This window comes from Streptomyces sp. NPDC059853, assembly GCF_042731495.1.
Lineage (GTDB): Bacteria > Actinomycetota > Actinomycetes > Streptomycetales > Streptomycetaceae > Streptomyces.
Genome location: NZ_JBHWJL010000016.1, coordinates 1 through 25,516, shown reverse-complemented (window position 1 = coordinate 25,516; position 25,516 = coordinate 1). Strand labels below are relative to the sequence as shown.

The following is a 25,516-nucleotide window of genomic DNA, read 5'->3' as shown; positions in this document are numbered from 1 at the left end:
AACCCGTGAGTGACGAAATGGCCGACCATCTCCCCGCACGCACGGTGCGCGATGTCTTGAACGAGCTGCCGCGGGAAGCCAGGATTCTCGTCCAGAAGGTCATCGACCTGGAGAACGAGAACATCCACATCAGGGAGACGACCAAGGTCGTCCCGAAGATCGTCGACGCCGTGAGGGAGCTGACCAAGTGAAGCTGCTCAAGCTGACGCTGAAGAACTTCCGCGCCTTCTACGGGGAGCAGGTCCTCGATCTGTCCGTAGAGGAGGGGAAACCCGCTGTCCTCATTTTCGGAAACAACGGGGCCGGCAAGACCACCCTGCTCAATGCGTTCGCCTGGGCTCTTTACGGCACGTTCTCGGACGACGTGGAGCAGCAGCACCGTGTCATTCACGACAAGGCATGGGCGGACACCGCGTTCGAGGAGGACATCACGGCCTCGGTGCGGCTGGACTTTGAGCACGACGGGACCCGGTTCTCCGTGGTTCGACACGTCACTGTCACCAAGGTGAGGGCGGAGCAGGAGCTCGTAGAGCCTGAGCTGACGGTCACGGAGATCGGGACGGACGGCGAAGCCCATAGCATTGCCAACGGCCAAGACCGGATCGAGAAGATTCTGCCCAAGGGCCTGCGTCAGTTCTTCTTCTTCAACGGTGAGCGCATGGAGAAGATGTTCTCCGGCGACGAGAAGCGGGAAGGCGAAGGAAAGAATCAGGAGGTCCAGAAGGCCATCAAGACCCTTCTGGACCTGGAGGCCATTGAGCGTGCTTTGGAAGATTTGCCGAAAGTCTCTCGAAAGCTTGCCAGCGAGATCGACTCCAAGGAGGACAGCAGGCTGAAGCGGCTGTCCGACCACATGGACCACCTCGCCGCCCGCGAAAAGGAAGAGGTGGCAGAGATGCTGCGCCTCTCCGGAGAGATCAGCGCCTTCCAGAAGGAAGTTCAGTCCATTGACCGCGCCCTGCTCCAAAATAGAGAAGCGGAGCCGCTTCAGAAGAAGCGAGACTCGCTGACCCGCCGGATTAAGGCCGCACACGACCGGCACATGGAGTACAAGAGCCGTAAGCGCGAGCTGCTGTCGCGGCACGGCTTCCTGGCTTTGACCAGCGGGATCGACACCAAGGTCATTGAGCTCGCGGACGAGATGCGAGAGCGGCGCCAGCTGCCTGCAGGCATCCAGCGCAGCTTCATCGAGGACATCCTCGAGGCGCACCTGTGTATGTGCGGTCGTGAGGTCCGCGAGGGAACCCCGGAGTACGAGGAGCTGGAAAAGCGCAAGTACAACGCTGGCCTCGAGGACGTCCAGGAGAGCTGGATGCGGGTCAGCGGCAAGATGAAGAACCTCGAGGAGAGACGACAGGAGATACTGGAGCAGCTCACCCTCAATGCTTCCGACGTACAGAAGGCGGATGTTGAGATCAGCGAGTTGGAAGCGGAACGTTCCGATGTCGTTCGGCAGCTGGAAGGGGTGGACATCCAGGATGTCCAGCGTCTCATCGAGCGCCGAAAGAAGTACGTCTCTAAGGAGACGGACGCCCGCGTCGCGCACAAGGAAGCCGAGAACAAGGTCGCCTCTACCAAGGAGGAGGCGGAGGCTACCGGCCGTCAGTACCGGAACGCTGAAGTAAAGAGTGAGAAGGCCCTCAAGATTCAGAGGCAGGTCGAGCTCGTTGAGCAGGTGCGTGCTGCGTTGAAGGAGATCCTCGAAATTAAGACCGAGGAGGTTCGCGAGCAGCTCGACAAGAAGGTCAAGGAGGTGTTCTCCCGGATCTTCATCAAGAGCTACGTACCCGAGCTGAACGACGACTTCGAGCTGGAGCTGCACACGGCGAGCGGAGTGGCCATCCGCTCCACCGGCGAGAACCAGATCCTCGGCCTCAGCTTCGTCGGTGCGGTCTCCGAGGTTGCCAGGAACATCCGTGCCCGAAAGAAGAACAGGGGGGAGGCGATTATCGAGACCGGCAGCGGCGGTGTCTACCCAGTCGTCATGGATGCCCCTTTCGGAAGCCTCGACCTAACTTACCAGGAAGAGATCTCAAAGGCTCTGCCGGCGCTGACCTCCCAGATCATCACCCTGCTCTCGCAGTCGCAGGCGCGGGGCAAGGTACTAGAAAACCTCCAGCAGGCCGCCAACCGGATGTACGTACTGCGCTCGTACACGCCGAAGCAGTCGGCGGGCGAAGAGACGATCGTGATCAACAACCGTGAGGTTCCGTACGTGTCACATGGCGACTTCGAGCACACTGTTTTGGAGAAGGTGACCCTCTGATGGCCTACACGGACCGATTCCGCCGTCCCAAAGAGCATGAGGAGCTGCTCGGTAAACTCACCGACAGGAAGACCGGGACTTTCGCGACCATGGTCGAGGCGATGATGTTCGCCGCGCTGCTCGGTCGCCGCCGAGGCGAGCGCAAGCCGTTCGACCAGGCTGACGAGCCAATCCGCCTCGCGCTCATGGAGAGCCGAGATTATGGGGAGGTTCTCCTCGACATGCTCGGAGCCGTCGAGTGTCCCGAGGACCCGAAGATTCTCAGTGCGGACCGCCAGCCCGAGCGGGTCCTCATCTTCGAGGAGTACGCGAACGCTGGCCTGTCCCACCTACAGACCCTGATGAATCGTCAGGCCAACCAGGACCTTGACACAATCATTTCAAATCTCGTCCTCGAAGGGCTTAGGACGCCGCCGGAGGAAGAGAAGGATGACGTTGGCGACATTCTCGCCAGCGCTGATCTGGACTGGTGAAGCCTCCTTCGAGGGTAGGCGTGGCAGCCGGAGAAGCCGTTCGGCTGCCACGTCTGGTAAGTCCTGTGTCAGCGCGGCCAGGCCTTGACCGCGAGTCCGGCAAGGACGGTCTGCCGAAATCGGATACTGTCTGGGGTCCACTCGGTTTTCTCGCCGATCTTTCTGGTCAGCTCGAAGCCCGACGCCCTGAAGACTTCGGCCTTTTCGGCGAACGGCTTGTTCCCAATTCTGGAGTTCACTCCAGTCTGCAGGAGCACCATGTTGCCAATGCGGTAGACCCAGCTGGCGGCGTCCTGCTTGTCCCCGCTCTTCTTGATGAAATCTCCCCAGTCGGCTTCCTTGGCATTCTGTGGGAACACATGCTCCAAGTTGACCTGCACCGGGTTGCTGTTGGGAACGAACTCTGGCTGGGACTCCTTTCGCCTTGTCGTCTCCAGGGCGCTCAGATAGTACCGGGCAAGCTTGGAGTCGCTTCTTCCCACGGTGGCGAGCGCGAACTGCTCTCTGAAGTCGTTGTCGGAGGGGATAAGGTCCTCGACCCGCAGTCGGACCTGCGCGGTGGTGGTGACCTCGCCCTTCCGGATGGCGACCGCGATCTGTGAGTACTGATCCTCAAAGCGGCCGCGGTTCATCATGCTCATGATCATGCCGCGCACTGACCAGTTCACCATGACCCGGAGGAGTTTTTCGAGCTCGTGGGAGTGGAAGTGCTCGACTGCCGCTAGCAGAAGGATCTTATTGGGGACCAGGTCGAACAGGGCGAGTGTATCGAGAGCGGGACGGTGACCGTTGCCGCTGCACTTGGTGGCCCAGAAGTCACCCTCGGGGTTGGAGAGCGCGGTGTAGGCGTGTGCGGCTGATAGGAGATTTTCCGAGAATTGCAGCGCCTCCTGTCGGTGGGTCACCTCCTTGCGCATTTCTGCGTAGAGATCGCGCTCGGTGATCTTGCCGACCTTCGAGCTCCAGTAGTGACGCAGGAACTTGGTGAACTTCGCATCGCCCGCCCCCAGCTGGAGTGTTCCGAGTGACTGGTGCCAGTTATTCCGCACTGCGTTGAGATTTTGCTGCTCGCCCGCGGCTCCGAAGAGGTGATTCTTCAAGAGGTCCGCGGTGGTGAGGTCTGCGCCTCGGTTGTTGAGGGTCTCGAAGATCACGTAGGCGTCTGCCTCGGTGGGGGTCTCGACTACGGCGAGCTGCGCCCGGTGCTGGATGTAGCTCACCCATTTCTCGAGGACGTTGGCCGCGTCCGTACCATGCAGGGTGCGGAACTGCAAGATTTTCTCCCGGAAGAACCGGTACGCCTTGACGATGTCGGAGTCAGTCCTCGCGGGTTTCCCTGGAAGCATGGTCCCGGTGGTAATCCCGAGGAAGTCGGGGTTGTCGCTCTCGTTGAGCTTGAGGTGCGACTCCGCATACCTGTCGTTCCATGCCTTACTGGCCAGGAAGGTGCGGCTGATGCCCACAGCCTGGGAGTCGTCCGCCTCGAGCAGGTTCCCTTCCAGGGTTCGCAGCTCGTCGCGGATGGCAGCGATCAGGAGGGAGGATGTGACCAGCCGCTGCTGGCCGTCGATAATCCGCTTCCGAGTCCCGTCGCCGTCCTGGGTGATCACGATCGTGCCAAAGAAGTACTCCTCCTTCGCCCCGCCATTAATCGCCCTGCTCAGGTCGGTCCAATAGTCGAGGACCTCCTGCTCCACCTTCCAGCAGTACGAGCGCTGGAATTGGGGAACGATCAAACGATTGTTGCGCAGGACCTCACCGATGCCGACGAGGTAGAGCTGAAGCGAGGTGCTGCCGTGTCCCGATGCCATACAGGGCAGCTTATGTGTCAATGAGTGACGCGGATCTATGTTTTCTGATGACTCGGCGTCATCGTGGGGGAGGGGCAGGAAGGGCCGGCCCGCGCAAGCGAACCGGCCCCGAACTGGGTGATGCGTAACAATTCAGACGGTTGTCACGGCTCCGATCAGCCCTTCGATCGTCGTCATCTCCTTGTGCGCGCCCAAGTACCCGATACCCCGGGCCAGATGGATCGTCAGCGTCTTAGAGACGTTCTCGTCCGTCGGCTCCAGTCCGTCGGCCACGCAGCGCTGTTTGATCAGGGCGAGGTAGAGGTCGCCGTGGGGGCCGGCGAGGGTCTTCCAGGACATCTCGACGTTGGAGTCGGTGACGACCTCACGAACCAGGGGGGTAGAGGCATCCGCCAGGGAGAGCGCCAGGGCCCAGCGGCACAGAACGTTCCAATGGACGATGCCGGTGGTGCGCTTCAGACGGCTCAGCCGGTCCTTGCTTGCGGTGGCGAGGCGGACGTTCTCAAGCGACATTGCTGGCTCCTACGTTCCACCAGTAACCCTCGACGACGCTGGTGGTGAAGGTGGTGTCGTCGTGGACCAGGGTGTAGGTGTGGGCGACGGACTTCTTGAGGCGGTCAAGCAGGTACTCGTCGATCTCCTCATCGGTGGAGAGTAGGAGGACTTGGTTGCTGGCGTACGGGAAGTATCGGTCCACCAAGTGCTCACGATGGCGGCTGTCGAGCCGGCCGAGCGGCGTGTCGATTACGCTGGGCAGGTGGTTGCCAGCGACCTTCATCAAGCCCCAGAGGAGAGAGACGGCGAGTAGCTGGCGCTCGCCCGCGCTGAGACGGCCGGGGTCGATCGGCTCTCCGTCAGTGTCCGCCAGGGTGAGCGTGAACTTGCCGGTATCGATGCGGAGGTCGTTCACCAGGCCCCGCTTGCGCATGAGCGTCTGGAAGCTTGTCAGCATCGCTACCTCGAGGCGGCTGATGTGCCGCTTGAGGAGGGCATCACTGAACTGATCCAGTGTCTTCCGGGCCTTCTCCGAATACTTGATGATCCGCTGGACCTCTTCGGCCTTCACCTTGGTGCGGACGAACTCTTCGTGGGCACGCTGCAGGGAGGTGGAGACGTATTCCAGGCGGCGCTTCAACTCGGCGACGGTGTTGAGGCTGTTCTCGTGCTCCCGTTCCAGCCGTGCGACTTCCTCGAGCTGGTCTTCCCGCTCCTTCTGAATGGCCTCGACCTTACTCTTGGCCGGTACACCTGCCAGCTGGCGTTCCAGTTGCACACGCTCTTCCGTGGCTTCCGCAGCTTGTCGAAGAAGCTCCGCAGCTCGTGCCTTGTCGCGACTGAGTGCCTCGTCGAGTGCCGACAGCTGGGGGAGTGTGTCCGGGGGGAGGCCGAGATCCACCTTGAGGCTGGCGGACTTGGCGCGCTTAGCGCGGTCATCCTCCAGCTTCTCCATTACAGCGGGCTTTGCCTCGGCAGGGAGCATGTCGAGTAGCCACTGGTCACGCTCTTCGAGCACCCCCAGTACCTGGTGGGACTCGGCCGCCGTCCGCTCACGACCAGCCTGCTTACACAGCTCCTTGAGCTTGGTCCTCATCATGAGGAGCGGAAGCGGACCTGCAGCCAACTGGACGAGGGAGCTGCGGATTTCGGCGAGGCTAGCGGAAACCTGCGCGTACTCGCGCTCGATCTCGACGCGCCGCTCGAAGAGGTTTCCGCCCTCCTGCTTGTAGGCAGCCTCCAGCGTTTCGAGAGTGCGCCGAGCTTTGAGGAGCTCACTTTTGCGCTGCGCGGCCTGCTGTTCCGCGTTCTCCAGAGCGGCGTTGGCCGCCTGCTGTTCCTGCTCCTCCGCGTGGATTTTGTCCATCAGGTGCTGCTCTTCGTCCGACAGCTTCTGCCGGCGCTGGAGCGCGAGCAGATCCGTACGGAGCTGCTGGACGGTGCTAACACCGAGCAGCGAGTGAATGGCGGATTCGATGACCGATGCCGCGCGTTCGGGGTCGGCGAGCGATTCGATCTTCTCTCCGTCGAAAAACGACAGCGAGGCGACTTCGAGGGGGAGCAGGCTCTCGATGTGATCGGCCCACTCCTGGCTGAGAACTCGGCTGTACTTCAGCTCAGGTTCGACGCGTCGCCCCGGATTCGCCCTGGAGCCGTACTCCTCATCGACGAACGCGTTCACGAATTCCTTGAGCGTCGTCTTGCCGCTGGTGTGCCAGCTGCGGACCACTCTGTAGTAGTGCTCTGTGCCGTCCACCGTGACCGTGAACTCCAGGATGATCTGCGCACCGCGGGTCGGGTCGGCCTGCCGGTTGATGCTCTCGCGGAGGTACGTCTCGTAAGACTTGCTGCCTCGGCCGCTGCAACGCGCTCGTGGTCCGTACAGTGCCAGCTGGATGGCGTCGAGCAGGGTCGTCTTTCCGCAGCCATTGAGGCCGCCAATGAGGACAATCGGCTTGTTCTTCTTGGTGGTCAGATCCAGCGACTGGGTGCCGCGGTAGGCCCCGAACTCTTCGAGAGTGATTTTACGCAGGAGCATCGATATTGGTTTCTTCGTCCAGGGGCAGGTGGGTCTGCGATTCGTCACGCCACTTGTTCTTGCGCTGCGCGAAGTCGATGGCGTCGGCGCTGTCCTCGTAGTAACCCTTCTTTACGGCGGCCTCAAGGGCTTGGAAGAGGCCAGCGCGTCGCGACATTGTCCGATATTTGCGCTCGACGGAGAGCAGCTCACGGACCATGTCGTAGTGCAGGTCGTCGTCCCCGCAGAGCTCCTTCAAGAGCTCCATCTCGTCCGCGCCCATGACGAGCTGCTCGTCCAGAGGTCCGCCCGGGAAGTCCTCGCCCGTGGACTCTCTGTAGATGCGGGGCAGGGAGTCCTCGACCTCGTGCTTGTCGAATACCCAGATGCGGCGGATCTCGTGCAGTTCGTCGAGGGTGATCAGCTCGATGTTCTTGACATGCTCTGGTGCGTTGGCGCGGATCCAGGTCTGGGCGTCCAGTAGGTCCTTGAGCCAGTCCTGGCGGAACTTTTGCAGGTACGGTCCGTGGATCGGGACCTTTTCGCCGTCGGTCCGGCGCGTGTAGACCATGACCTTGCCGTTCATGCGGCGGAAGTCTCGGGCTGGCTGGTCAGGGCGGGGGTACGGGAGCTTTCGACCGGTGGGCAGTCCTTCTTCGCCCTCTTCGTAGTAGCCAAACGGGGCGTCGAGTTTGTCTCGGAGGTCCAGGAGCGGCCTCATCCACTCCTTCTCCTCGTCGTTCTGGATCATTGCCGACATCGACTTGTCCTGCTCGACGAGCGTGCAGGTCCAGCATCCGAAGCGGCTGGATCCGCAGGAGGGAGTGGTTGAGTCGACCACGAGCGGGCACTCTCCATCGCCGGAGGCGCCCTGGTACATGGTGAGGAGATCCTGATTGTTGTAGCCCCATGGGTTGGGCTTCTGCATCAGGTACTCCCAAACGTCGTCGTTGGTCCAGTCTTCGACCGGGCTGTATACGAGGGAGTTGGGAAGGTTCGCATTGGGAGAGAGGCGATCACGGACGCGCCGCTTCTCGTGCTTCTCCATGGAACGGGCGCGTGCCTGGCTCTCGGTCTTTCGGATACCGAGCACCATGATCGCCTCGCCATGCGCGGCCACAACGTTCCTGATGAAGGAGTTTGAGGGCTTGATCTTGAGACGCTCGGTGCACCAGCGGAACTTAGGGCGGGGTGCGGGGTAGCCCCGACCGATCAGGTTGACCCAGAAGGTGTCCTTTATCTCCGGCGTCAGGCGATGAGGCTCGATGGGGAGGCCCTGCTCGGCGGCGGCCTTCTCCATCGTCTCCAGGGATGTCGTCACCCATGCCGCGACAACCGGATTCTCGACGAGGGTGTCGGTGCTGATGACGTGGACCGTCTTGGTGCGCTGCTCCGCTGGCAGGGTGGCGATGGCGTTCCATACGAGCTGAAGGACAGCGGTGGAGTCCTTGCCGCCGCTGTATCCGATGACCCAGGGCACCTGGTCGGCGGTGTAGAGCTCACGCACCTCTTCTGAAAGCTTGGCGATGACCTCTTCGAGGGGTTGCCCGTTGAAGGGCTTCCGCCGGACAGGTGTGATGTCGAGTTGCAGAGGGATGGTGCTCATGCTTCGCCTCGCAGATATGCGTCCTCTACCCGCTGCTCTTCGGCACTGAGGCCGAGGCACAGGTGATTGCGCAGGTAGTTGACTGTAAGAGTTACGTTCTGGTGGCTTTTGGAAACGCGGCCGCCGACAATGGCGCGGCCCTCCCAGTCTGCATTCGACCGAGTCCAGTCAACATTTCTCAGAGGTGAGAGTTTCCGTTTCCATTTGCTGGGCGCGATGGATTCCCGAAGTAGGGAATTACCGATGCGACCGAGAGCATGCAATGCGATTCCGTGACTGTGGATGAAGTCGCGCCGCATCTCGGGTGCCGAGAGCTCTCGCTTGCGAACCATCTCCCACTCGGGAAGCGTCGTGTCGATGTGCTCCCAGAACTCCTGCGCCAGCTCGGTTGCGGCGTCTGCTTCGATCTCCAGGCCCTGAAAGAGGGACTGGGTGCCGTAGTAGAGAGCGCTCAAGGTGAACATCATCCGGGAACGGGCGGAGAGGGTGCTCTTCTCCATCTCGACGTAGCCCTTGAAGACCTTGCACTGGCTCGCCAGTGTACGCGCGACCTGGGCTTCGCTGTCCCGGTGGTCGTAGAGGACGCCGATGGACCGGGCGGGACGCACCGCGTGCCGGTTGAGGTCCGCGAACATCTGCTGCGAGCGGGCGAGCCCCGCGTCATGGAAGAAGACGACGGCGATCGTCTCGTTGCCGATGTCCGGGTTCTCCTTGAGAGCGTGCTCGATGGCTGCACGCCGGTGCTGGCCATCGTTGATCAGGAAGCGAGAGTCCATGGGGATGCGCAGCTGCCCGGTACGGAAGGCGTTGCCATCGGAGCCGAGATGCTCGAACTCCATCTCGCCGTCGACGGATGCGGTCAATGCACTGAAGACGTAATCCCCTGGATTGTCCAGAATGTACTTCGTGAGTGCTGGGAGGCGTCCCTTGTTGAGGATCCGCTGGGCGCGCAGTTCGGGCGACAGCTCATCTTCGTCGAAGATAAAGATCTTCGGGATGAGGCGCAGGGGGCACATCGAGACGTAGTACTCACGCCCTGCCTGGATGCCGCGGATGGCAGGGAAGGTGTACTCGAACCCCGTTGAGGTGCGCGGAGCCACGACTCTGGTCGCTGGTGTCGCTGCTTTGATCTCCACCCGGCAACCTTAGCGTACGTCATCTGGGTAACGTACGGAGCTTGCGCAAGGTACGTCACCTTCACGTATGTAAGACGCACCCGCATGTCAGGGGTAGGTCAGGCGCGAGCGAAGGGCGTTCCTGCCCGGGAAGGCGCACGTCGACGTCTGCGTTGACAACTCTGAGGTGCCGCGCTGTGCGTCAGCCGAGCATGCGTGTACGTTAACGGTTTGACGTACCCGGTAACGGGATGATTGCTCTGGGATGGGTGGGCGCGGTGGTGGCGTATCTGGATGTGGCGGCGACGACTCGTGTGGAGCCGCGGGTGGCTGATGTGGTGCTCCACTGGATGACTGAAGACTTCGGTAACGCCGGCAGTCGCACCCATGAGTACGGAGCCCGGGCAAAGAAGGCGGTCCAGGAGGCCAGGGCGTTCCTTGCCGGGACAGTCGGTGTAAGGACCGAAGAGGTCATCTTCACCAGTGGAGCGACGGAGTCCAACAACATCGCGCTGCTCGGCATGGCCCCGTACGGCGAGAAGCACGCCCGGAAGCACATCATCACCTCCGCCATCGAGCACAAGGCGGTCATCGAACCCTTGCTGCATCTGCAGGAAAAACAGGGGTTCGAGGTCGACTTCCTGGAGCCCGGTCCCTCGGGGCGGATCTCTACGGAGGCCGTGCTGGAGAAGCTGAGGCCGGACACTCTGCTCGTGTCGCTAATGCACGTGAACAATGAGACGGGCGTCATTCAGCCCGTGGCCGAGCTGGCGGAGAAGCTCCAAAGGACCCCGACTTATCTCCACGTAGATGCGGCGCAGGGGTACGCGAAGCTTCCCGAGGACCTGAAGGCGCCCATCGATTTGACCAGTATCAGCGGCCACAAGATTGGTGCGCCCAAGGGGATCGGCGCTCTGGTGACCCGGCGTCGCGGCTGGAACAAGGTGCCACTAGAGCCCATCATGTTCGGCGGCGGGCAGGAGCGAAAGCTGCGCCCCGGGACACTCCCTGTCCCATTGATCATGGGGCTGTACGAAGCAGCCAAGGTCTTCCAAGAGAACCGGTCACGTTGGGAGCGGGACGCGAAGGAGATGCGGGAGCGGCTGCTCGCCGCGCTGGGGAAGACCCGTTTCCAGATCAACGGCGATGCCGATCACGCGGTCCCGCACATCCTCAATGTGACCTTCGACGGGCTCAACGCCGAGGCCCTGATCGTACGGATCAAGGACCAGGTGGCCGTGGCGACCGGTTCAGCATGCACCAGCGCCTCATACACGCCGAGCCACGTACTGACCGCAATGGGCCTCCCGGAGGAGGTGGCCACCAATGGCCTCCGCTTCTCGTGGTTCCCCGGGCAGGCCGCGGACTTCGACCCGGACGGCTTGGCGGAGACGATCGCGTACATGCAACCTGAGGTCCCCTGACGGTTTGAGCTGCTCAGTCTTCGGGGCGCCGGACCAGCCGGTGTCCCCGAAGCATGCGACCGCATCTGATCAATTCGGCCTCCCAGCCATTCTCAGTGCCGATCAGGTGCGGATTTTCGTATAGGCCGGCGCGTAGCTCGGACCTGGTCAGACGGCGGTAACGCGGCACGTCTGGGTCGTCGGACGCCAGAAATTCGTGCTTGCGGTGGAGCAGAGGACGGTTGGCGGAGTTCGCGTAGGACGTGTACGAGGTCTCGAGAGTTTTGAGATCTACGAGGTACGAAGACGTGATCCGTGGGTGCGGGTCCTTGTCGAATCCCGGGTAGTCGAGCCAGCTGATGGCTCGCCCTTGGTGCTTCAGCTTGACGATGGTCCATTCCTGAGGGCGGCCGGCGGCGACGGAGGCGCAGTGCTCGTACAGGCGCAGGACTGTCGGCATCCGGTCGATCGCCCGGCGGTGCACGTATAGCGCGGTCGGGGTGATCTTGCCGACGCTGGATGCGTTCATGCTGCCCCGGATGTAGGTATCGTCCCGGAGCTTGAGGAGCAGACGGTCGGAGCGCTTGCAGGCTTCCTTGTACGAGGTGAAGAACGAACGGACGTCGAGCTGGACGCCGAGGGGGAGGCTGCTGAATGGACCTCGGCCGTTGAAGAGCTCGACGGCGAGGAACAGCAGTGTGTTCAGCGTCGTGTGCTTGGCGCCCTCGGCAACCTTCTCGGCGTCGGCGGAGTCGCGTATGAGGCGCTTAAGTTCGCCGGGTTTCAGGTGGGCGAGCTGTGCGGCCATCGGCCGGGGCATCTCGTCAGCCCGGGGCGGACGGCCACGCCGTTCGACGTAGTCGACCAGCGAGGCGATAGCGGAAGTGGTATCGGCTGAAGCGAGCCACTCGGCATCGGGGACGATGCGGTGTGCCAGGTAGTCCAGTCGGGCTGAGTCGTCCTTGAAGGCGTACACGATGCCGGGGGCGGCTGATATGCAGCGTGTTCCTGTGATCTCCTCGACGTAGATCCGGAGCTCGTCCGGGCTGAAGAGGTGTTGGAACGTCTGCCGGCTGGTGAGGAGGCCGTCGCCGTACTCTTGGCCACGGACTTTGGACCGCTCCCAGGTGAGGCGAGCCGAGACGATGAGTATGGAGGTGGCGAGCCTCCATGCCTCCTTGAGCGTCTGCCGCCGCTCGACGGGGTCCTCGATGATGTTTAGGACGTAGGTGAGGAGGACGACGTCGGAGGGGGCCACCGGCGCGCTCGAGCTGTAGTAGGGGTCCCAACCGGTGATCTTGCAATCGAGGCGCTGGAGGGAGGCGACGTCGCCGCCTCGGCCACAGCCGTAGTCGAGGATTGTGCGGTCCGCGTTGAGCTGGCGGTCGGCCAGAGCCTGGCGCGCTGGCACGGAGAGGCTGGAGCGACCGATCGCGGTGCGGCGGCGGTCGCTGTTCCATGACTGCTGCATGTCGGCCTCGTCAGTCGAGGAATGGGGGGGTCGCAGCGTAGGCAGTGCAATGGTACGGGCGAAGAATAACTCGGAAGTAGGTTTTCCAGCGCGTCCCTCAGTGCAACCGGTGAACTTGCCTGGCTGGCAGGTAAGACGGTGGGTATCGGCACTGTCATCGCGATGATACTCGTGCTCGTCCGGGACCCGTCGCCGCCCGAGCAGCTGGGTGTGACTATCCGCAGCGACGACGCTGCGCACTCTCGGCTCGGTGGCTGGCACGAACGGCACCGCCGTTCTCACCGCGGCTTTCGACACCACCTAAGGCCTGTCCCGTAAGTGCAGGTCAGCGGTGAGATGTCTTGCTCCGTGGCTCGTGTGATCACGGTGTCGGAGCCGTCCTGGATAGCCCCGTTCACCGGGCTGAGCCCGTGGCAGTTCGGCAAGCTGGTCACCGCGCTGCGGCGCGAAGGAGCGGACCCGGTGCGCAGGGGCCGGCCGCGGAGCTTGCCGCTGGAGGACCGGGTGCTGCTGGTCGCCTCCTACTGTCGGGCCAACCTCACCCTGCGGCAGCTCGCCCCGCTGTTCGGCATCTCCAAGTCCGCCGCCGACCGCATCGTCGACCGCCGCGGACCGGCCCTGGCCCTGCAGCCGCGCAAACGGTTCCGCAAGGACACCGTGGTCATCGTCGACGGAACCTGGTGCCCACCCGCCACCACGCCGTCGCCGGCAGTCGAAGAACTACCGCTACTCCACCAGCCACCAGGTCGTCATAGACGCCGACACCCGGCTGGTCGTCGCCGTCGGCCGACCGTTGCCCGGCAACCGCAACGACTGCATGGCCTGGAAGCTGTCCGGCGCCAAGGCCACCGTCGGCAGCGCCACCGTCATCGCTGACGGCGGCTACCGGGGCACCGGCCTGCTCATCCCGCACCGCCGCGACCGCGGCCAGACCGAACTGCCCGACTGGAATGAGGAGCCCAACTCCCCGCACCGCACGGTACGCGCCCGCGTCGAGCACGCCTTCGCCCGCATGAAGACCCGGAAGATCCTCCGCGACTGCCGCCTGAAAGGCGACGGCATCCACCACGCCGTGCTCGGCATCGCCAGCCTGCACAACCTCACCCTCACCGGCTGACCGGCGAACAAACAGGTCAGCCAGCTCGCTCAAGAATATTTACGGGCCAACCTTTAGACGGGAGCTCCCACAGGTGGCCGTCCGGCAGGATAGGGGGGTGTTTCTCGCCACCACCCGGAGCTGCAGGGGTCCGCCCATCAGCGATTGTGGAGCACTATGCCAGCCCTGTACGTTCCCTCTCACGCATCAACGTAGCTCAGGGGGCAGGATGTCGGCGTATGGCCGGGAGGACAGTGAATGGGACGAGCTGGTAGAGGCCGGGCACGCCTTCCTAGTGGAGCGCGCGAAGCTGGGCAAGCTCACCTCGTACACCGAGCTCAACGTAACTCTCGCCAGGCGAACAGGCTGCCGCCCCTTCGACTTCGAGCGCGCTGACGAGCGGGCCGCGATGGGGCATCTGCTCGGACTGATCGTGGAACGGGATCAGGAGATCGCCCCCTCGGACCCGCATCTCATGCTCTCGGCTTTGGTGACCTACTTGGGTGCCAACGACGCTGGCTCCGGCTTCTATCAGTTGGCCAAGGAACTACAACTGCTCCCCATGAGCGCATCAGTAGATGAGAAGTTCGGCTTCTGGGTCAAGCAAGTGAAGCGACTCTACGAACGCCATGGAGCTGGTCCGACAGTGGCCTGATCTCGAAGCGTTCTGAGTGTCCAACTGCGTGACAGCGCTGACGGACAGCGTCGGACAAGCATGGACGCCTGCGGACCATCGTGCAGATGAGAGGCATGGCGGCCCAAAGCCGGACGTTCCCCAAGTTGCCTCGGGACGAAGCGGTCGCCCAGTTGGGGTGCGCCGGATGGGCGACACCGCCCTGGCCTGTCCCGAGTGCAGCCAGTCCATGAAGTCCGGCGGTTTCGTTCTCGTTGAGCAGGAGGACGATGGTCGGCGGATCTGCCGGACACTGTTGAGGTGCCTTGGTCAGCATGTCTGGTGGCGCTGGGCCAACCGGCCGAGGAGCCGTTGCAAGCCTGCCCGGTGCCCGAGCTGTTTCGCTGACATCCAACCTTGACAGCAACGACCTCGGACGGCGGTGGCACCCAGCAGCCTTGTATGGCACCGCTTCATGAGACGAGCCCCAACCGGACCGAGGGAAGATCGAACTGGCAGTTCGAGCCGTTCAGCTGTTGGTACACGGGCGTAGGTCTGAAGCGTGAGCGGACTGAGCGGCACCATGGCGGATCGGGCGTCATGCTGATCCGGGCCGCAGGTCTCTGATCAGCAAGAACAAGATCCGGTGGCACCGCTCAGCACCACCTGTCGCGATCTTGCAAGCCCTCGTGATGCGTCTAGCTACCTGACGACGGGGGCGACTGCGCTCCACCCTTGAGGGCGCTGGGCAGCTTGTGCGGCGGTCCACCCCATCTCCAGAGCAAGGCGCCGCAGGGAAAATTCAGGGACTTTCACGCCCGTCCCGGGGAGGTTCCAGGGACTTCCCGCCACGTGAACAGGGAAGGCCCTGACCACGCCGAAAGACACGAACGCGCTGGTCAGGGCCCGTCTCCCTCAGCACTCGATGATGTTCACCGCGAGGCCGCCCCGCGCCGTCTCCTTGTACTTGACGCTCATGTCGGCCCCCGTCTCCTTCATCGTCTTGATCGCCTTGTCCAGCGAGACATGGTGCCGCCCGTCCCCCCGCAGCGCCATCCTGGCCGCCGTGACGGCTTTGACCGCCGCCATGCCGTTGCGTTCGATGCATGGGATCTGCACCAGGCCGCCCACCGGGTCGCAGGTCAGGCCCAGGTTGTGTTCGATGCCGATCTCCGCCGCGTTCTCCACCTGTTCCGGGGTGCCGCCCAGCACCTCGGCGAGGCCGCCCGCCGCCATCGAGCAGGCCGAGCCGACCTCGCCCTGGCAGCCGACCTCGGCGCCCGAGATCGAGGCGTTCTCCTTGAACAGCATGCCGATCGCGCTCGCCGCCAGCAGGAATCGCACCACGCCGTCCTCGTCCGCGCCGGGGACGAAGTCCAGGTAGTAGCGGAGCACCGCCGGGATGATGCCCGCCGCGCCGTTGGTGGGGGCGGTCACCACCCGGCCGCCCGCCGCGTTCTCCTCGTTGACGGCCATCGCGTACAGCGTCACCCACTCCATGGCGGCTTCCGCCCGCGCCCCCTCGCCGCGCAGTTTGCGCGCCGCGCTCGCCGCCCGCCGCCGGACCTTGAGGCCGCCGGGCAGGATGCCCTCCTGGGTCAGGCCGCGCGCCACGCAGGCGTCCATCACGTCCCAGATGCGCAGCAGTCCGGCGCGGACGGTGGCCTCGTCGCGCCACGCCTTCTCGTTCTCCAGCATCAGCGCGGACACCGACAGGCCGGTGTCGCGGGTGAGCCGCAGCAGTTCGTCCCCGGTGCGGAAGGGGTGGTGCAGCCTGGTGTCGTCCAGCTTGATGCGGTCGGCGCCGACCGCGTCCTCGTCGACGACGAAGCCGCCGCCCACCGAGTAGTACGTCTTCTCCAGCAGGACGGACCCGGCGGCGTCGCGGGCGGTGATGCGCATGCCGTTGGCGTGGTACGGCAGGGAGGTGCGCCGGTGCAGGACGAGGTCCTCGTCCGCGTCGAAGGCGATGACGTGGGCGTCCCCTATGTCGGCGCCCAGCAGCCGCAGCCGGCCGCCGGCGCGGATGTCCGCCACCCGGGCGTCGGCGCCGGCCACGTCCACCGTGTCGGGCGCGTACCCCTCCAGGCCCAGCAGGACCGCCTTCGGGGTGCCGTGTCCGTGGCCCGTGGCGCCGAGCGAGCCGAACAGTTCGGCCCGTACCGCGTGGGTGGGCGCCAGCACGCCCTCCTTCTTCAGCCGGTGCGCGAACATCCGCGCCGCCCGCATCGGGCCGACCGTGTGCGAGCTGGACGGGCCGATGCCGATCGAGAAGAGGTCGAAGGCGGACAGTGCCATGGGGTCCACTCCTTTCCGGGTGGGTGGGACGGGACGGACCGGGCGGGGCGCCCGGCCCGTCCCGTCGCCCGGCTCAGCGGCCGGGGTACAACGGGTGCCGGTCGGCCAGCGCGCTCACCCGGGCGGCCAGCTTCTCGGCGGTGCTCGCGTCGTACCCGGGCAGCAGGGCCTGCGCGATGATGTCGGCGACCTCGCGGAAGTCGTCCGGGCCGAAGCCGCGGGTGGCCAGCGCCGGGGTGCCGATGCGCAGCCCGGAGGTCACCATCGGCGGACGCGGGTCGTTGGGGATCGCGTTGCGGTTGACGGTGATGCCGATGCCGTGCAGCCGGTCCTCGGCCTGCTGCCCGTCCAGCGCGGCGTCGCGCAGGTCGACCAGGACCAGATGGACGTCGGTGCCGCCGGTCAACACGGAGACGCCGGCGCCGGCCACGTCCTCCTGGACCAGCCGCTCGGCCAGCAGCCGGGCACCCTCGACGGTGCGGCGCTGCCGTTCCGCGAACTCCTCGCCCGCGGCGATCTTGAACGCCACGGCCTTGGCGGCGATCACATGCTCCAGCGGGCCGCCCTGCTGACCGGGGAACACCGCCGAGTTGATCTTCTTGGCGTGCTCCTTGCGGGAGAGGATCACCCCGCCGCGCGGGCCGCCCAGCGTCTTGTGCGTGGTCGTGGTCACCACATCCGCGTACGGGACGGGGCTGGGGTGCAGCCCGGCGGCCACCAGGCCGGCGAAGTGCGCCATGTCGACCATGAGCAGCGCGCCGGTCTCGTCCGCGATGCGGCGGAACGCGGCGAAGTCCAGCTGCCGGGGGTAGGCGGACCAGCCCGCGATAATCAGGCGCGGCCGGTGCTCGGCGGCGAGGGCGGCGACCTCGTCCATGTCCACCAGGCCGGTGCCGTCGGCGACGTGGTAGGGGACCACGGTGTAGAGCCGGCCGGAGAAGTTGATCTTCATCCCGTGGGTGAGGTGCCCACCGTGCGCCAGGTCCAGGCCCATGATGGTGTCGCCGGGCTGGAGCAGCGCGGCCATCGCGGCGGCGTTCGCGGACGCGCCCGAGTGCGGCTGCACATTCGCGGCCTCGGCCCCGAACAGGGCCTTCACCCGCTCGCGCGCCAGGTCCTCGATCACGTCGACGTGCTCACAGCCGCCGTAGTAGCGGCGGCCCGGGTACCCCTCGGCGTACTTGTTGGTGAGGACGGAGCCCTGCGCCTCCAGCGCCGCGACCGGCGCGAAGTTCTCCGAGGCGATCATCTCCAGGGTGGACTGCTGGCGGCGCAGCTCCGCGTCGACGGCGGCGGCGACCTCCGGGTCCACCTCGTGCAGGGAACGGTTCAGTACGGACGACATGGCGGCGGCCCCCTCAGCCCTGGGTGAACGCGGCGTAGCCGTCGGCGTCCAGCAGATCGCCCGGCAGCTCGCCGTCGATGCGGACCCTGAACAGCCAGCCGCCCTCGAACGGGGCGGAGTTCACCAGCGCCGGGTCGTCCACCACCGCGGCGTTGACCTCGGTGACCTCTCCGGTGACCGGGGAGTACAGATCGCTGACCGACTTGGTGGACTCCAGTTCGCCGCAGGTCTCACCGGCGCTGACCGTGTCGCCCACCTCGGGCAGCTGGACGTACACGACATCGCCGAGCGCGTCCGCGGCGAAGGCGGTGATGCCGACCGTGGCCACACCGTCCTCGACGGCGGACAGCCACTCGTGTTCCTTGCTGTAGCGCAGCTCGACAGGATTGCTCATGGGATCGATTCTCCTCGATGGTGACAATGCGGGAGCAAAGGGAGGGAACGGCAGGGGGAGGAAGAGGTGAAAGGAGCGCGCGGCACGCGGTGCCCCGGGCGCCCGGCGCGCCGTGGGCCGGAGGCTACTTCTCGCGCCGGTAGAAGGGCAGCGCGACGACGGAGAACGGCTCCCGGCTGCCGCGGATGTCCACCGCGACCCCCTCGGTGCCCGGCTCGGCGTGCGCGGCGTCCACGTACGCCATGGCGATCGGCGTGCCCAGGGTGGGGGAGGGGGCGCCGGAGGTGACCTCGCCGATCACCGTGCCCGCCGCGTCCACCACCGGATACCCGGCCCTGGCCACCCGGCGCCCGGCACCGACCAGGCCCACCAGCCGGCGCGGCGGCTCCTGCGCCGCCCGCTCGGCCGCCGCCTCCAGCGGCGCCCGGCCCACGAAGTCGCCGTCCTTGTCGAACTTCACCACCCGGCCCAGACCCGCGTCGAAGGGCGTGGTGGCGCGGGTCAGCTCGTTCCCGTACAGCGGCATCCCGGCCTCGAGACGCAGCGTGTCGCGGCAGGACAGCCCGCACGGGACCAGCCCGTGCGCAGCGCCCGCCTCCGTCAGCGCCCGCCACAGCGGCTCGGCGTCCTGCGGGGCGACGAACAGCTCGAAGCCGTCCTCCCCGGTGTAGCCGGTGCGCGCGATCAGCGCCGGGCGCCCGGCGACGGTGCCCGGCAGGCCCGCGTAGTACTTCAGCCCGGCCAGATCGGCATCGGTGAGCGCCCCCAGGATCAGCGGCGCGTTCGGCCCCTGCACGGCGAGCAGCGCGTACGCGTCCCGGTCGTCCCGTACCCGCGCGTCGAAGCCGGTGCCCCGCTCGGTCAGGGCGTCCAGCACCACCTGGGCGTTGGCCGCGTTGGCGACGACCAGGTACTCCTGCTCGGCCGTCCGGTAGACGATCAGGTCGTCGAGGATGCCGCCCTCGGCGTCGCAGATCATGGTGTAGCGGGCGCGGCCCACCGCCAGCGCCGACAGCTTGCCGACCAGCGCGTGGTCCAGCAGCCGCCCGGCCTGCGCGCCGGTGACCGCGATCTCGCCCATGTGCGAGAGGTCGAACAGCCCGGCGGCGGTGCGCACCGCCTGGTGCTCGGCCCGCTCGCTGCCGTACCGCAGCGGCATCTGCCAGCCGGCGAAGTCGGTCATGGTGGCGCCGAGCGCGCGGTGGACGGCGTCGAGCGCGGTGGTACGGGAGGTCATGAGGTGGCTCCAGGGGGTGCGGGCGGCGGGCGGTGGGCGCGGTCGCGCGGGTACGGCTCGCCCTCCCCATCTGTCATCGGCACCTGAGAGGTTCGCCTTGCGGCTTGCACCGTGGGTGGGGCCCGTTCGGGGGCCCGCTTTTCAGATTCGCCTCCCGCGCGCGGTATCGGGGCCTGAGAGATTCAAGGGAGGACTTGCTCCTTCGGCGCCCCGGTGCCGTACACCGGGAACTCTCCCGCGCGAGGTCGAACGGCCAGTGTTCGATTGTCCTGCGGTTGTTGTGCGGCTCATCATCGCATGACGGCCCGCACTGAGCCATTAGGGTGCCCTACAGACCGGATCAGATGGTGGTGGGACGAGATGAACGAGCGTTGGCAGGGACCCGGGCACGGGCACGGCGGCGGCGGATGGCCGGGCAACGAGCTGGAGGAGGCGCTGGCCGCCTCGGTCGGGGCGACGGACGCCGCGCCCCGGCTGCTCCAGGTCCTGGGCCGCAGCGCGGTGTGGGTGCCGCTGCCGGAGGGCGGCGGCCCGGACAGCCGCAGCCTGGACCTGCCGACCATCGACCTGGAGGGCGGGGTGTACGTCCCGGTCTTCAGCTCCGCCGAACAGTTCCAGCTCGTGGTGGGCTCCCACCTCTCCTACACCGTCGCCCCGGTCAAGGAGTTCGCGCGCGGGCTGCCGCCGCAGGCCGGGATCGCCATCAACCCCGGCGGCACCGTCGGCCTGCCCGTGCCGCCGGAGGGCGTCGCGCAGCTGTGCCGTGACACGCCGGGGGAGCGGATCCCCGGGGTGCCCTCGGGCGCGCGGATGCGCCTCTTCGAGCCGGACTGGCAGCAGGAGCCGGTCGACTTCCTGGCAGCGGCCTCCGGCGAGCTGTCCGCGCTGCCCTACGTCCGCACCGCGCGGCGCGGCCTGGCCAGCGCCGAGGGCGGGGCCCCGGCGCTGTTCATCGGCGTGGAGCTGGACGAGCTGGCCGAGGAGTACCGGGTGGGCGCCCACGACGCGCTCGGCCGGGCGCTGGCGCGGGCCGCCGTGTCCTGGCCGGTGCAGCTGGTGCTGCTGGACGCGGCGGCCGATCCCGTCGTGGACTGGCTGCGCCACAGCGTGCAGCCGTTCTACCGGCGGGACGTATGAGCGCAGCCCAGCGGGCGATCGAAGAACTGCTCCCCCGGGTGACGGCCGACCGCCCGGACCTCTACGAGCGGCTGCTGGGCGGGCTGGCCGGCGGCCGGGTGTGGATGCTGCTGTGGCACGGCCGGCCCGGTGACCCGGACGCGCAGTACGGCAGCGTCGAGGTGGCCGGGCACGGCTACGCCCCGGCCGTCACCTCGCCGGCCGAGCTGGCGGCCAGCGGCTGGCCCCGGGACCACGAGGTGATCGGCGGCCGCGACATCGCCGCCGCGCTCTACCCCGACCACTGGGGACTGTGGCTCAATCCGCACGCCCCGGGCGGCGGCCTCGGCGTCCCGTGGGCCGATCTGCGGCGGATCGCCGGCGGTCTCGACCGGCTGCCGGCCGGACCGCTGGTGATCACCGAGCCCGCGGTGCCGGCCGGCCCCTTCTACCGGCGGCTGACCGCCGAGGCGCGCCGCACCCCGGTGCTGCGCAGCCTGCGGCGCGGCTGGGTGCGACCGGCGGTGGGCGCCGCGTATCTGGTGATCGGCCTGGAGGTGGACGATCCGGGGGAGGCCGCCGCGGAGGCGGTGCGGCGGATGATGGCGCGGGCCGTCGAGGCGGTGCCGGCCGGGCTGGCGGTGGCCACGGTGGCGATGGCGGACGCGTACGATCCGGTGGCCATGTGGCTGCGGGCCCGGGCCCGCCCCTTCTACACGGCGTCCTGAAGGCCGGGCACCGGACCGGTGGGGGCCGGAGTGCCGGTGTCCTCGCTCAGCATCCGCTGCCAGTAGGCCACGTCGCGCCAGGCGCCCATCTTGTAGCCGCTCTCGCGGAACGTTCCCACGTGCCGGAAGCCCAGCGAGCGGTGCAGGGCCTCACTGCCCGGGTTCGGCAGGGCCACCCCGGCGATCACGCTGTGGAAGCCCTGCTCGGCCAGCAGCGTGAACAGCCGCCGGTACAGCGCCTTCCCCAGGCCGCGGCCGTGGTGCTCGGCGGCCAGGTACACGGCGCACTCCACGGTCCAGGCATAGGCGTCGCGCTGCTTCCACGGGAAGGCGTAGCTGATCCCCGCGACCTCGCCGGCCACCTCGGCGACGAGCCAGGGGTGGGTGCGGTGGCCGCGCTCCCACTGCTCGTGCCACTCCTCGGGCCGCTGCGGCGCGGTCCGGAAATGGGCGGGGGTGGTCGCGATGTAGTGGTTCACGAGGGCGCACACGGCCGGCAGGTCCCGGGCCGCGGCGAAACGGATCGTGGTGTCGGTCATGGCCTTGATCGTCCCATCGAGGTTTCAGCTGCCGGACCTGGGTAGCAGAGGTACCGTGAGATAAAAGCCGCACATTCGGATGAAAGTGGACGATTCATGTATGCCGTGAAGAGCACACTGCCCGAGCCCGCCCTCAAGGTCGTCGCCGACGCCCTCCAGGGCGCCCTGGCGGACATCATCGATCTGTCCCTGGTCGCCAAGCAGGTCCACTGGAATGTGATCGGACCCCGCTTCCGCACCGTGCACCTCCAGCTCGACGACGTGGTGGAGACCGCCCGCGCCCACTCCGACATCGTGGCCGAACGGGCCTCCGCCCTCGGCATCAGCCCGGACGGCCGCGCCGCCACGGTGGCCGGGAGCAGCGGTATCGCCACCGTCCCCGAGGGCTGGCTCCCCGACAGCCAGGCCGTCGACATCCTGACCCAGGCGCTCGGCGCGGTCATCGTCCGGATGCGCGACCGCATGGTCGCGGTCGGCGAGGTCGACCGGGTGACCGAGGACAACCTGATCGCCCTGGTCAAGGACCTGGAGAAGCACCACTGGATGTTCCAGGCCGAGAACGGCAGCTGAACCCGCCGGGGCGGCCCCCGCCCCACCGACCGGGACGGCCCGGACGCCGCACGGCGCCCGGGCCGTCGGCGTGCCGGGGCAGGGGCGCACTGACGGGCGTTCAGGGGCCGTGTGCGCGCGGCCCGTTGAAAGGTGCGAGACGGGAGTGAGGGACCCTTGCGCCCGGGAAGTGTGCGACGTACCACTGAAGGGGAGGCTACCGCGTCGTCCCAAGGGAACGGGGGTCAGTCATGGCCACTCCACTGAGCGCCGACAAGGTGCTGTCCGCGCTGAAGGCCGAGGGCGTCAAGGTCGTCGAGTACAAGTCCTGGCGCACCCACAACCGCAACAACGCCGGTGCCTGGGGGCCGGTCCACGGGGTGATGATCCATCACACCGTCACCTCCGGCACCGACTCCTCCGTCGAGCTGTGCTACGCGGGCCGGTCCGATCTGCCGGGCCCGCTGTGCCACGGGGTGATCGACAAGCAGGGCACGGTCCACCTGGTCGGGCACGGCCGCGCCAACCACGCGGGGTCGGGCGACGGCGCCGTGCTGGACGCCGTCATCGCCGAGAAGAAACTGCCGCCCGACACCAAGACCGACACCGACGGCAACGCGCACTTCTACGGCTTCGAATGCATCAACCTCGGTGACAACAAGGATCCCTGGCCCGCCGTGCAGGTGGAAGCCATCGTGCGGGCCTCCGCCGCGCTGCTGCGCGCGCACGGCTGGGGCAAGAACGGGGACACCTCCGTCATCGGGCACCTCGAATGGCAGCCCGGCAAGATCGACCCGCGCGGGCCGGGCATCTCCATGAGCGACATCCGCAAGCGGGTCGCCGCCCGCCTGAAGCAGTCGGCCGGCTGGAACCCCGACGGCAACGAGGAGGAGGACGACGTGCCCAAGCGGTCGTTATACGAGACGAACTCCTACACGCGGACGGTGCAGCCCGACACCTGGACCACCCTCAACTTCAACCGCTACTACGACGGCAAGAAGTGGGTGGACAAGGACCCCGAGCCCTCCGTCCTGCTCGGCCCCTGCTACTACACCGCCTCGGTGGCGGTGAAGGTGGTCGGGCTGGCGCGGGGCCAGGAGTTCAAGGTGCGGGTCGCCCGCTACAAGCAGCAGGACGGAAAGTACGTGCGGGCCTCGGCCATGCCCACCAGCTCGCCCGTGAACGACCAGGGCAAGGGACACTTCGTCCACACCTGGACCGGGCACGTGCCCGCCGCCGACAAGGGACGGCTGCGGGTGGAGGTGCAGCACCACGGCCCGGAGCCGGTCACCGTGGAGTGGGCGCGCGCCGAGTCGCTGTACTGGCCGGCCTGACGCGCCGCCCGGGGCGGGCGGTCAGGCCGCCGTGCGTATCGCCGCGAGCCACACCCGGCGCAGCCGCGCCAGCTCGGCGGCCTCCCGCTCGCCCCACGGCCGGTTTCCGTGCGCGCGGACGTAGCGGCGGATGGCTTCGTTCGCCGCCGCCGCGTCCGCGGCACCGGAGGGGGTGGCGGTGGGTCGGGTGTCATCGCGCATGACGATCATGCCCTCCAGGGTAGAGGGCCCCACTGACAGCGCCGACCGCGTTTACGGCCGCTCGCGCGCTTCCTCCCGGGCCAGCTCCGCCCAGATCTCGCCGCAGCGGACCGCGAAATTCTGCACCTCGGGCGCTTCTTCCCAGGCAGCGGGGTTGGCGATGGGTTCGCCGCGCAGAAATCGGCCCAGCGAGATGAGCGCGAGTTCCCAGCCGGTGCCCAGCCCGAAGAGACCAGTGTCATAGTCGTTGAGCACCGGATCGAACCGCCGGCCGTCCATGTCGATGACGTCCGGCACCGGCGCCTGCTCCAGTTCCAGCGCCGCCTCGGTCGCGGAGACATCGGCCAGCCGCACGATCACCTCGCTGCTCGGGCCGGTACCGAAGTCCCAGGTCACCGCGAGCAGATTCGGGGCCTCGCAGCGCAGGATCTCCCCGCTGGCGTTGCCCTCGATGCGGAAGTGGCCGCCCAGCTCCAGCTCACCGTCGACGGGCAGGAACCACTGGGCCAGCTGGGCCGGGTCCGTCACCGCGTCCCAGACGTCCACCAGCCGGGCCGGGTAGTGGCGGCGGATCAGGATGGTGCGGGCCCCGCCCTCGGGCACCGGGCGCACCCCCACCTCGCGGTAGGTGTCGTTCAGCCAGCTGGTGATCTCGGTCTTCTCGGTCATGGTGGGGCACTCCCCTGTCACGGCAGGACCTTGCTGGAACGATCCTCACCCGGCGCCCGCGCTCACGCCTGCCGAACCAGCTCCATATAGCGGTCCCAGTCCCAGTGCGGCCCCGGGCACACCCGGATGACCTCGGGCACCTCGTTGTGTCCCACGATGTGCTCACGGTCCACCGGAATGCCGTAACGGCGGCAGATCCCGGCCACCAGCCGGGCCGAGGACGCGTACATGGCGTCCGTCAGATAGGCCGGGTCGTCCGCCCAGCCCTCGTGCTCGATGCCGATGCTGCGCTCGTTGAACTCCCGGTGACCGGCGTGGTAGGCCACGTCCAGCTCCCGTGCGAGCTGCGCCACATGGCCGTCCTCCGAACGCACCACGTAGTGGGTGGCGGCCCCGTGCCCGGGGTCCTGGAAGACCTGGAGCGTGATGTCGTAGGTGGCTTCCGGCATATGGATGACGACCCGGTCGATGGAGTAGTCGCGCGGCCGGCTGGCCCGCCGGTAGTTGGCGCGCGAGGCCGGTATCCACTCGGCGCCCTCGTGGTCCACCTCGCCCTCGACGCGGGGCTCCTCGATCCCCGGCATCCGCCACCACCAGCGCTCCAGGGTGTCCCGGGCGGCCAGCGCCCCCACCCCCGCGACGGCCGCGCCACCGCCCAGGATCAGGGCGCGCCGCCCCACTCGCCGCTGTCGCCGGTCCGGGCCGGGATCCGGCCTCGCTGCATCGCCCATGTCATCCTC

23 protein-coding genes, 1 pseudogene and 1 riboswitch are annotated in these 25,516 nt (G+C 66.8%); of the genes and pseudogenes, 10 read left to right on the top strand and 14 right to left on the bottom strand.

Features of this window, described 5'->3' with window-relative positions; translation table 11 throughout:
- The first annotated feature begins 5 nt into the window (after positions 1-5).
- From ACFV5N_RS03350 to ACFV5N_RS03340, 3 genes are read left to right on the top strand one after another with little or no spacing between them, the layout of a single operon-like run.
- Positions 6-191 carry a hypothetical protein gene (locus ACFV5N_RS03350; protein ID WP_385593401.1) on the top strand — a complete coding sequence of 62 codons (186 nt, stop codon included), beginning with the start codon at positions 6-8 and terminating at the stop codon, positions 189-191.
- A complete protein-coding gene (locus ACFV5N_RS03345) occupies positions 188-2,266 on the top strand; it encodes an AAA family ATPase (RefSeq protein WP_385593398.1) in 2,079 nt (692 codons plus the stop codon). Before ACFV5N_RS03350 ends, ACFV5N_RS03345 begins: the two co-directional genes overlap by 4 nt.
- Complete coding sequence (locus ACFV5N_RS03340) at positions 2,266-2,739, top strand: DNA phosphorothioation-associated protein 4 (protein ID WP_385593395.1); 474 nt, start codon at positions 2,266-2,268, stop codon at positions 2,737-2,739. Before ACFV5N_RS03345 ends, ACFV5N_RS03340 begins: the two co-directional genes overlap by 1 nt.
- 68 nt (positions 2,740-2,807) lie before the next feature.
- Here ACFV5N_RS03340 and ACFV5N_RS03335 read toward each other — a convergent pair whose 3' ends face one another.
- The 5 genes from ACFV5N_RS03335 to dndB all read right to left on the bottom strand — a co-directional run bounded on the left by ACFV5N_RS03335 (position 2,808) and on the right by dndB (position 9,804).
- Positions 2,808-4,550: a DUF262 domain-containing protein gene (locus tag ACFV5N_RS03335; RefSeq protein ID WP_385593392.1), complete on the bottom strand. Its 1,743-nt coding sequence runs from the start codon at positions 4,548-4,550 to the stop codon at positions 2,808-2,810.
- A gap of 132 nt (positions 4,551-4,682) precedes the next feature.
- The gene (gene dndE, locus ACFV5N_RS03330; RefSeq protein ID WP_385593390.1) at positions 4,683-5,063 is read right to left on the bottom strand and encodes a DNA sulfur modification protein DndE; all 381 of its coding nucleotides are present in this window, start codon (positions 5,061-5,063) and stop codon (positions 4,683-4,685) included.
- Positions 5,053-7,083, bottom strand: coding sequence for a DNA sulfur modification protein DndD (gene dndD, locus ACFV5N_RS03325; RefSeq protein ID WP_385593387.1), 2,031 nt, complete (start codon positions 7,081-7,083; stop codon positions 5,053-5,055). The genes dndE and dndD overlap by 11 nt, the downstream gene beginning before the upstream one ends.
- Entirely contained in the window at positions 7,070-8,668 is a 1,599-nt protein-coding gene (gene dndC, locus ACFV5N_RS03320; RefSeq protein ID WP_385593384.1) for a DNA phosphorothioation system sulfurtransferase DndC, read from the bottom strand. Before dndC ends, dndD begins: the two co-directional genes overlap by 14 nt.
- The gene (gene dndB, locus ACFV5N_RS03315; RefSeq protein WP_385593381.1) at positions 8,665-9,804 is read right to left on the bottom strand and encodes a DNA sulfur modification protein DndB; all 1,140 of its coding nucleotides are present in this window, start codon (positions 9,802-9,804) and stop codon (positions 8,665-8,667) included. The genes dndC and dndB overlap by 4 nt, the downstream gene beginning before the upstream one ends.
- A gap of 230 nt (positions 9,805-10,034) precedes the next feature.
- Between dndB and dndA the strand changes: the two genes are divergently transcribed.
- Positions 10,035-11,207: a cysteine desulfurase DndA gene (dndA, locus tag ACFV5N_RS03310; protein ID WP_385593378.1), complete on the top strand. Its 1,173-nt coding sequence runs from the start codon at positions 10,035-10,037 to the stop codon at positions 11,205-11,207.
- A 13-nt stretch (positions 11,208-11,220) separates the two neighbouring features.
- On the opposite strand, the gene ACFV5N_RS03305 is transcribed toward dndA, so the two are convergent.
- The gene (locus tag ACFV5N_RS03305) at positions 11,221-12,657 is read right to left on the bottom strand and encodes a DNA phosphorothioation-associated putative methyltransferase (RefSeq protein WP_385593376.1); all 1,437 of its coding nucleotides are present in this window, start codon (positions 12,655-12,657) and stop codon (positions 11,221-11,223) included.
- A 348-nt stretch (positions 12,658-13,005) separates the two neighbouring features.
- Here ACFV5N_RS03305 and ACFV5N_RS03300 point away from each other — a divergent pair.
- Positions 13,006-13,774, top strand: a pseudogene (locus tag ACFV5N_RS03300) (transposase).
- A 208-nt stretch (positions 13,775-13,982) separates the two neighbouring features.
- Entirely contained in the window at positions 13,983-14,408 is a 426-nt protein-coding gene (locus ACFV5N_RS03295; RefSeq protein WP_385593373.1) for a hypothetical protein, read from the top strand.
- Between the two features lie 873 nt (positions 14,409-15,281).
- Here ACFV5N_RS03295 and ACFV5N_RS03290 read toward each other — a convergent pair.
- The 4 genes from ACFV5N_RS03290 to gcvT form a co-directional block, all read right to left on the bottom strand.
- Complete coding sequence (locus tag ACFV5N_RS03290) at positions 15,282-16,664, bottom strand: L-serine ammonia-lyase (RefSeq protein ID WP_385593370.1); 1,383 nt, start codon at positions 16,662-16,664, stop codon at positions 15,282-15,284.
- Between the two features lie 73 nt (positions 16,665-16,737).
- On the bottom strand, positions 16,738-18,009 hold the full coding sequence (gene glyA / locus ACFV5N_RS03285; protein ID WP_385593368.1) for a serine hydroxymethyltransferase: 1,272 nt from the start codon (positions 18,007-18,009) through the stop codon (positions 16,738-16,740).
- A 13-nt stretch (positions 18,010-18,022) separates the two neighbouring features.
- Positions 18,023-18,403 (bottom strand): glycine cleavage system protein GcvH, encoded by a 381-nt coding sequence (gcvH, locus tag ACFV5N_RS03280; RefSeq protein WP_385593365.1) that lies wholly within the window; start codon positions 18,401-18,403, stop codon positions 18,023-18,025.
- A 124-nt stretch (positions 18,404-18,527) separates the two neighbouring features.
- Complete coding sequence (gcvT, locus tag ACFV5N_RS03275) at positions 18,528-19,640, bottom strand: glycine cleavage system aminomethyltransferase GcvT (RefSeq protein WP_385593362.1); 1,113 nt, start codon at positions 19,638-19,640, stop codon at positions 18,528-18,530.
- Positions 19,641-19,791: 151 nt separating this feature from the next.
- A riboswitch (glycine riboswitch) is annotated at positions 19,792-19,888 on the bottom strand.
- A gap of 112 nt (positions 19,889-20,000) precedes the next feature.
- Here gcvT and ACFV5N_RS03270 point away from each other — a divergent pair.
- Together ACFV5N_RS03270 and ACFV5N_RS03265 are read left to right on the top strand one after the other, a co-directional pair.
- Positions 20,001-20,777, top strand: coding sequence for an enhanced serine sensitivity protein SseB (locus tag ACFV5N_RS03270; RefSeq protein ID WP_385593359.1), 777 nt, complete (start codon positions 20,001-20,003; stop codon positions 20,775-20,777).
- Positions 20,774-21,484, top strand: a complete 711-nt coding sequence (locus ACFV5N_RS03265; RefSeq protein ID WP_385593356.1) for an enhanced serine sensitivity protein SseB C-terminal domain-containing protein — start codon at positions 20,774-20,776, stop codon at positions 21,482-21,484. Before ACFV5N_RS03270 ends, ACFV5N_RS03265 begins: the two co-directional genes overlap by 4 nt.
- On the opposite strand, the gene ACFV5N_RS03260 is transcribed toward ACFV5N_RS03265, so the two are convergent.
- Positions 21,469-22,023, bottom strand: a complete 555-nt coding sequence (locus ACFV5N_RS03260) for a GNAT family N-acetyltransferase (protein WP_385593353.1) — start codon at positions 22,021-22,023, stop codon at positions 21,469-21,471. The two genes, ACFV5N_RS03265 and ACFV5N_RS03260, sit on opposite strands and share 16 nt — an antisense overlap.
- Positions 22,024-22,119: 96 nt before the next feature.
- On the opposite strand from ACFV5N_RS03260, the gene ACFV5N_RS03255 reads away from it, so the two are divergent.
- Entirely contained in the window at positions 22,120-22,593 is a 474-nt protein-coding gene (locus tag ACFV5N_RS03255) for a Dps family protein (RefSeq protein ID WP_019434279.1), read from the top strand.
- A gap of 230 nt (positions 22,594-22,823) precedes the next feature.
- Complete coding sequence (locus ACFV5N_RS03250; protein WP_385593350.1) at positions 22,824-23,906, top strand: N-acetylmuramoyl-L-alanine amidase; 1,083 nt, start codon at positions 22,824-22,826, stop codon at positions 23,904-23,906.
- 21 nt (positions 23,907-23,927) lie between these two features.
- Here ACFV5N_RS03250 and ACFV5N_RS03245 read toward each other — a convergent pair whose 3' ends face one another.
- The 3 genes from ACFV5N_RS03245 to ACFV5N_RS03235 all read right to left on the bottom strand — a co-directional run bounded on the left by ACFV5N_RS03245 (position 23,928) and on the right by ACFV5N_RS03235 (position 25,507).
- Positions 23,928-24,116 carry a hypothetical protein gene (locus ACFV5N_RS03245; RefSeq protein ID WP_385593347.1) on the bottom strand — a complete coding sequence of 63 codons (189 nt, stop codon included), beginning with the start codon at positions 24,114-24,116 and terminating at the stop codon, positions 23,928-23,930.
- Positions 24,117-24,158: 42 nt separating this feature from the next.
- Entirely contained in the window at positions 24,159-24,776 is a 618-nt protein-coding gene (locus tag ACFV5N_RS03240) for an SRPBCC domain-containing protein (RefSeq protein ID WP_385593344.1), read from the bottom strand.
- A 62-nt stretch (positions 24,777-24,838) separates the two neighbouring features.
- Complete coding sequence (locus ACFV5N_RS03235; protein ID WP_385593423.1) at positions 24,839-25,507, bottom strand: N-acetylmuramoyl-L-alanine amidase; 669 nt, start codon at positions 25,505-25,507, stop codon at positions 24,839-24,841.
- Between the last annotated feature and the right edge of the window lie 9 nt (positions 25,508-25,516).

Excerpts from the sequence above, each read along its gene's own strand:
- ACFV5N_RS03340 (WP_385593395.1), top strand. The coding sequence starts at position 2,266 with ATGGCCTACACGGACCGATTCCGCCGTCCCAAAGAGCATGAGGAGCTG.
- ACFV5N_RS03335 (WP_385593392.1), bottom strand. The coding sequence starts at position 4,550 with ATGGCATCGGGACACGGCAGCACCTCGCTTCAGCTCTACCTCGTCGGC.
- dndE (WP_385593390.1), bottom strand. The coding sequence starts at position 5,063 with ATGTCGCTTGAGAACGTCCGCCTCGCCACCGCAAGCAAGGACCGGCTG.
- dndD (WP_385593387.1), bottom strand. The coding sequence starts at position 7,083 with ATGCTCCTGCGTAAAATCACTCTCGAAGAGTTCGGGGCCTACCGCGGC.
- dndC (WP_385593384.1), bottom strand. The coding sequence starts at position 8,668 with ATGAGCACCATCCCTCTGCAACTCGACATCACACCTGTCCGGCGGAAG.
- dndA (WP_385593378.1), top strand. The coding sequence starts at position 10,035 with ATGATTGCTCTGGGATGGGTGGGCGCGGTGGTGGCGTATCTGGATGTG.
- ACFV5N_RS03305 (WP_385593376.1), bottom strand. The coding sequence starts at position 12,657 with ATGCAGCAGTCATGGAACAGCGACCGCCGCCGCACCGCGATCGGTCGC.
- ACFV5N_RS03295 (WP_385593373.1), top strand. The coding sequence starts at position 13,983 with ATGTCGGCGTATGGCCGGGAGGACAGTGAATGGGACGAGCTGGTAGAG.
- ACFV5N_RS03290 (WP_385593370.1), bottom strand. The coding sequence starts at position 16,664 with ATGGCACTGTCCGCCTTCGACCTCTTCTCGATCGGCATCGGCCCGTCC.
- glyA (WP_385593368.1), bottom strand. The coding sequence starts at position 18,009 with ATGTCGTCCGTACTGAACCGTTCCCTGCACGAGGTGGACCCGGAGGTC.
- gcvH (WP_385593365.1), bottom strand. The coding sequence starts at position 18,403 with ATGAGCAATCCTGTCGAGCTGCGCTACAGCAAGGAACACGAGTGGCTG.
- gcvT (WP_385593362.1), bottom strand. The coding sequence starts at position 19,640 with ATGACCTCCCGTACCACCGCGCTCGACGCCGTCCACCGCGCGCTCGGC.
- ACFV5N_RS03270 (WP_385593359.1), top strand. The coding sequence starts at position 20,001 with ATGAACGAGCGTTGGCAGGGACCCGGGCACGGGCACGGCGGCGGCGGA.
- ACFV5N_RS03265 (WP_385593356.1), top strand. The coding sequence starts at position 20,774 with ATGAGCGCAGCCCAGCGGGCGATCGAAGAACTGCTCCCCCGGGTGACG.
- ACFV5N_RS03260 (WP_385593353.1), bottom strand. The coding sequence starts at position 22,023 with ATGACCGACACCACGATCCGTTTCGCCGCGGCCCGGGACCTGCCGGCC.
- ACFV5N_RS03255 (WP_019434279.1), top strand. The coding sequence starts at position 22,120 with ATGTATGCCGTGAAGAGCACACTGCCCGAGCCCGCCCTCAAGGTCGTC.
- ACFV5N_RS03250 (WP_385593350.1), top strand. The coding sequence starts at position 22,824 with ATGGCCACTCCACTGAGCGCCGACAAGGTGCTGTCCGCGCTGAAGGCC.
- ACFV5N_RS03245 (WP_385593347.1), bottom strand. The coding sequence starts at position 24,116 with ATGATCGTCATGCGCGATGACACCCGACCCACCGCCACCCCCTCCGGT.
- ACFV5N_RS03240 (WP_385593344.1), bottom strand. The coding sequence starts at position 24,776 with ATGACCGAGAAGACCGAGATCACCAGCTGGCTGAACGACACCTACCGC.
- ACFV5N_RS03235 (WP_385593423.1), bottom strand. The coding sequence starts at position 25,507 with ATGGGCGATGCAGCGAGGCCGGATCCCGGCCCGGACCGGCGACAGCGG.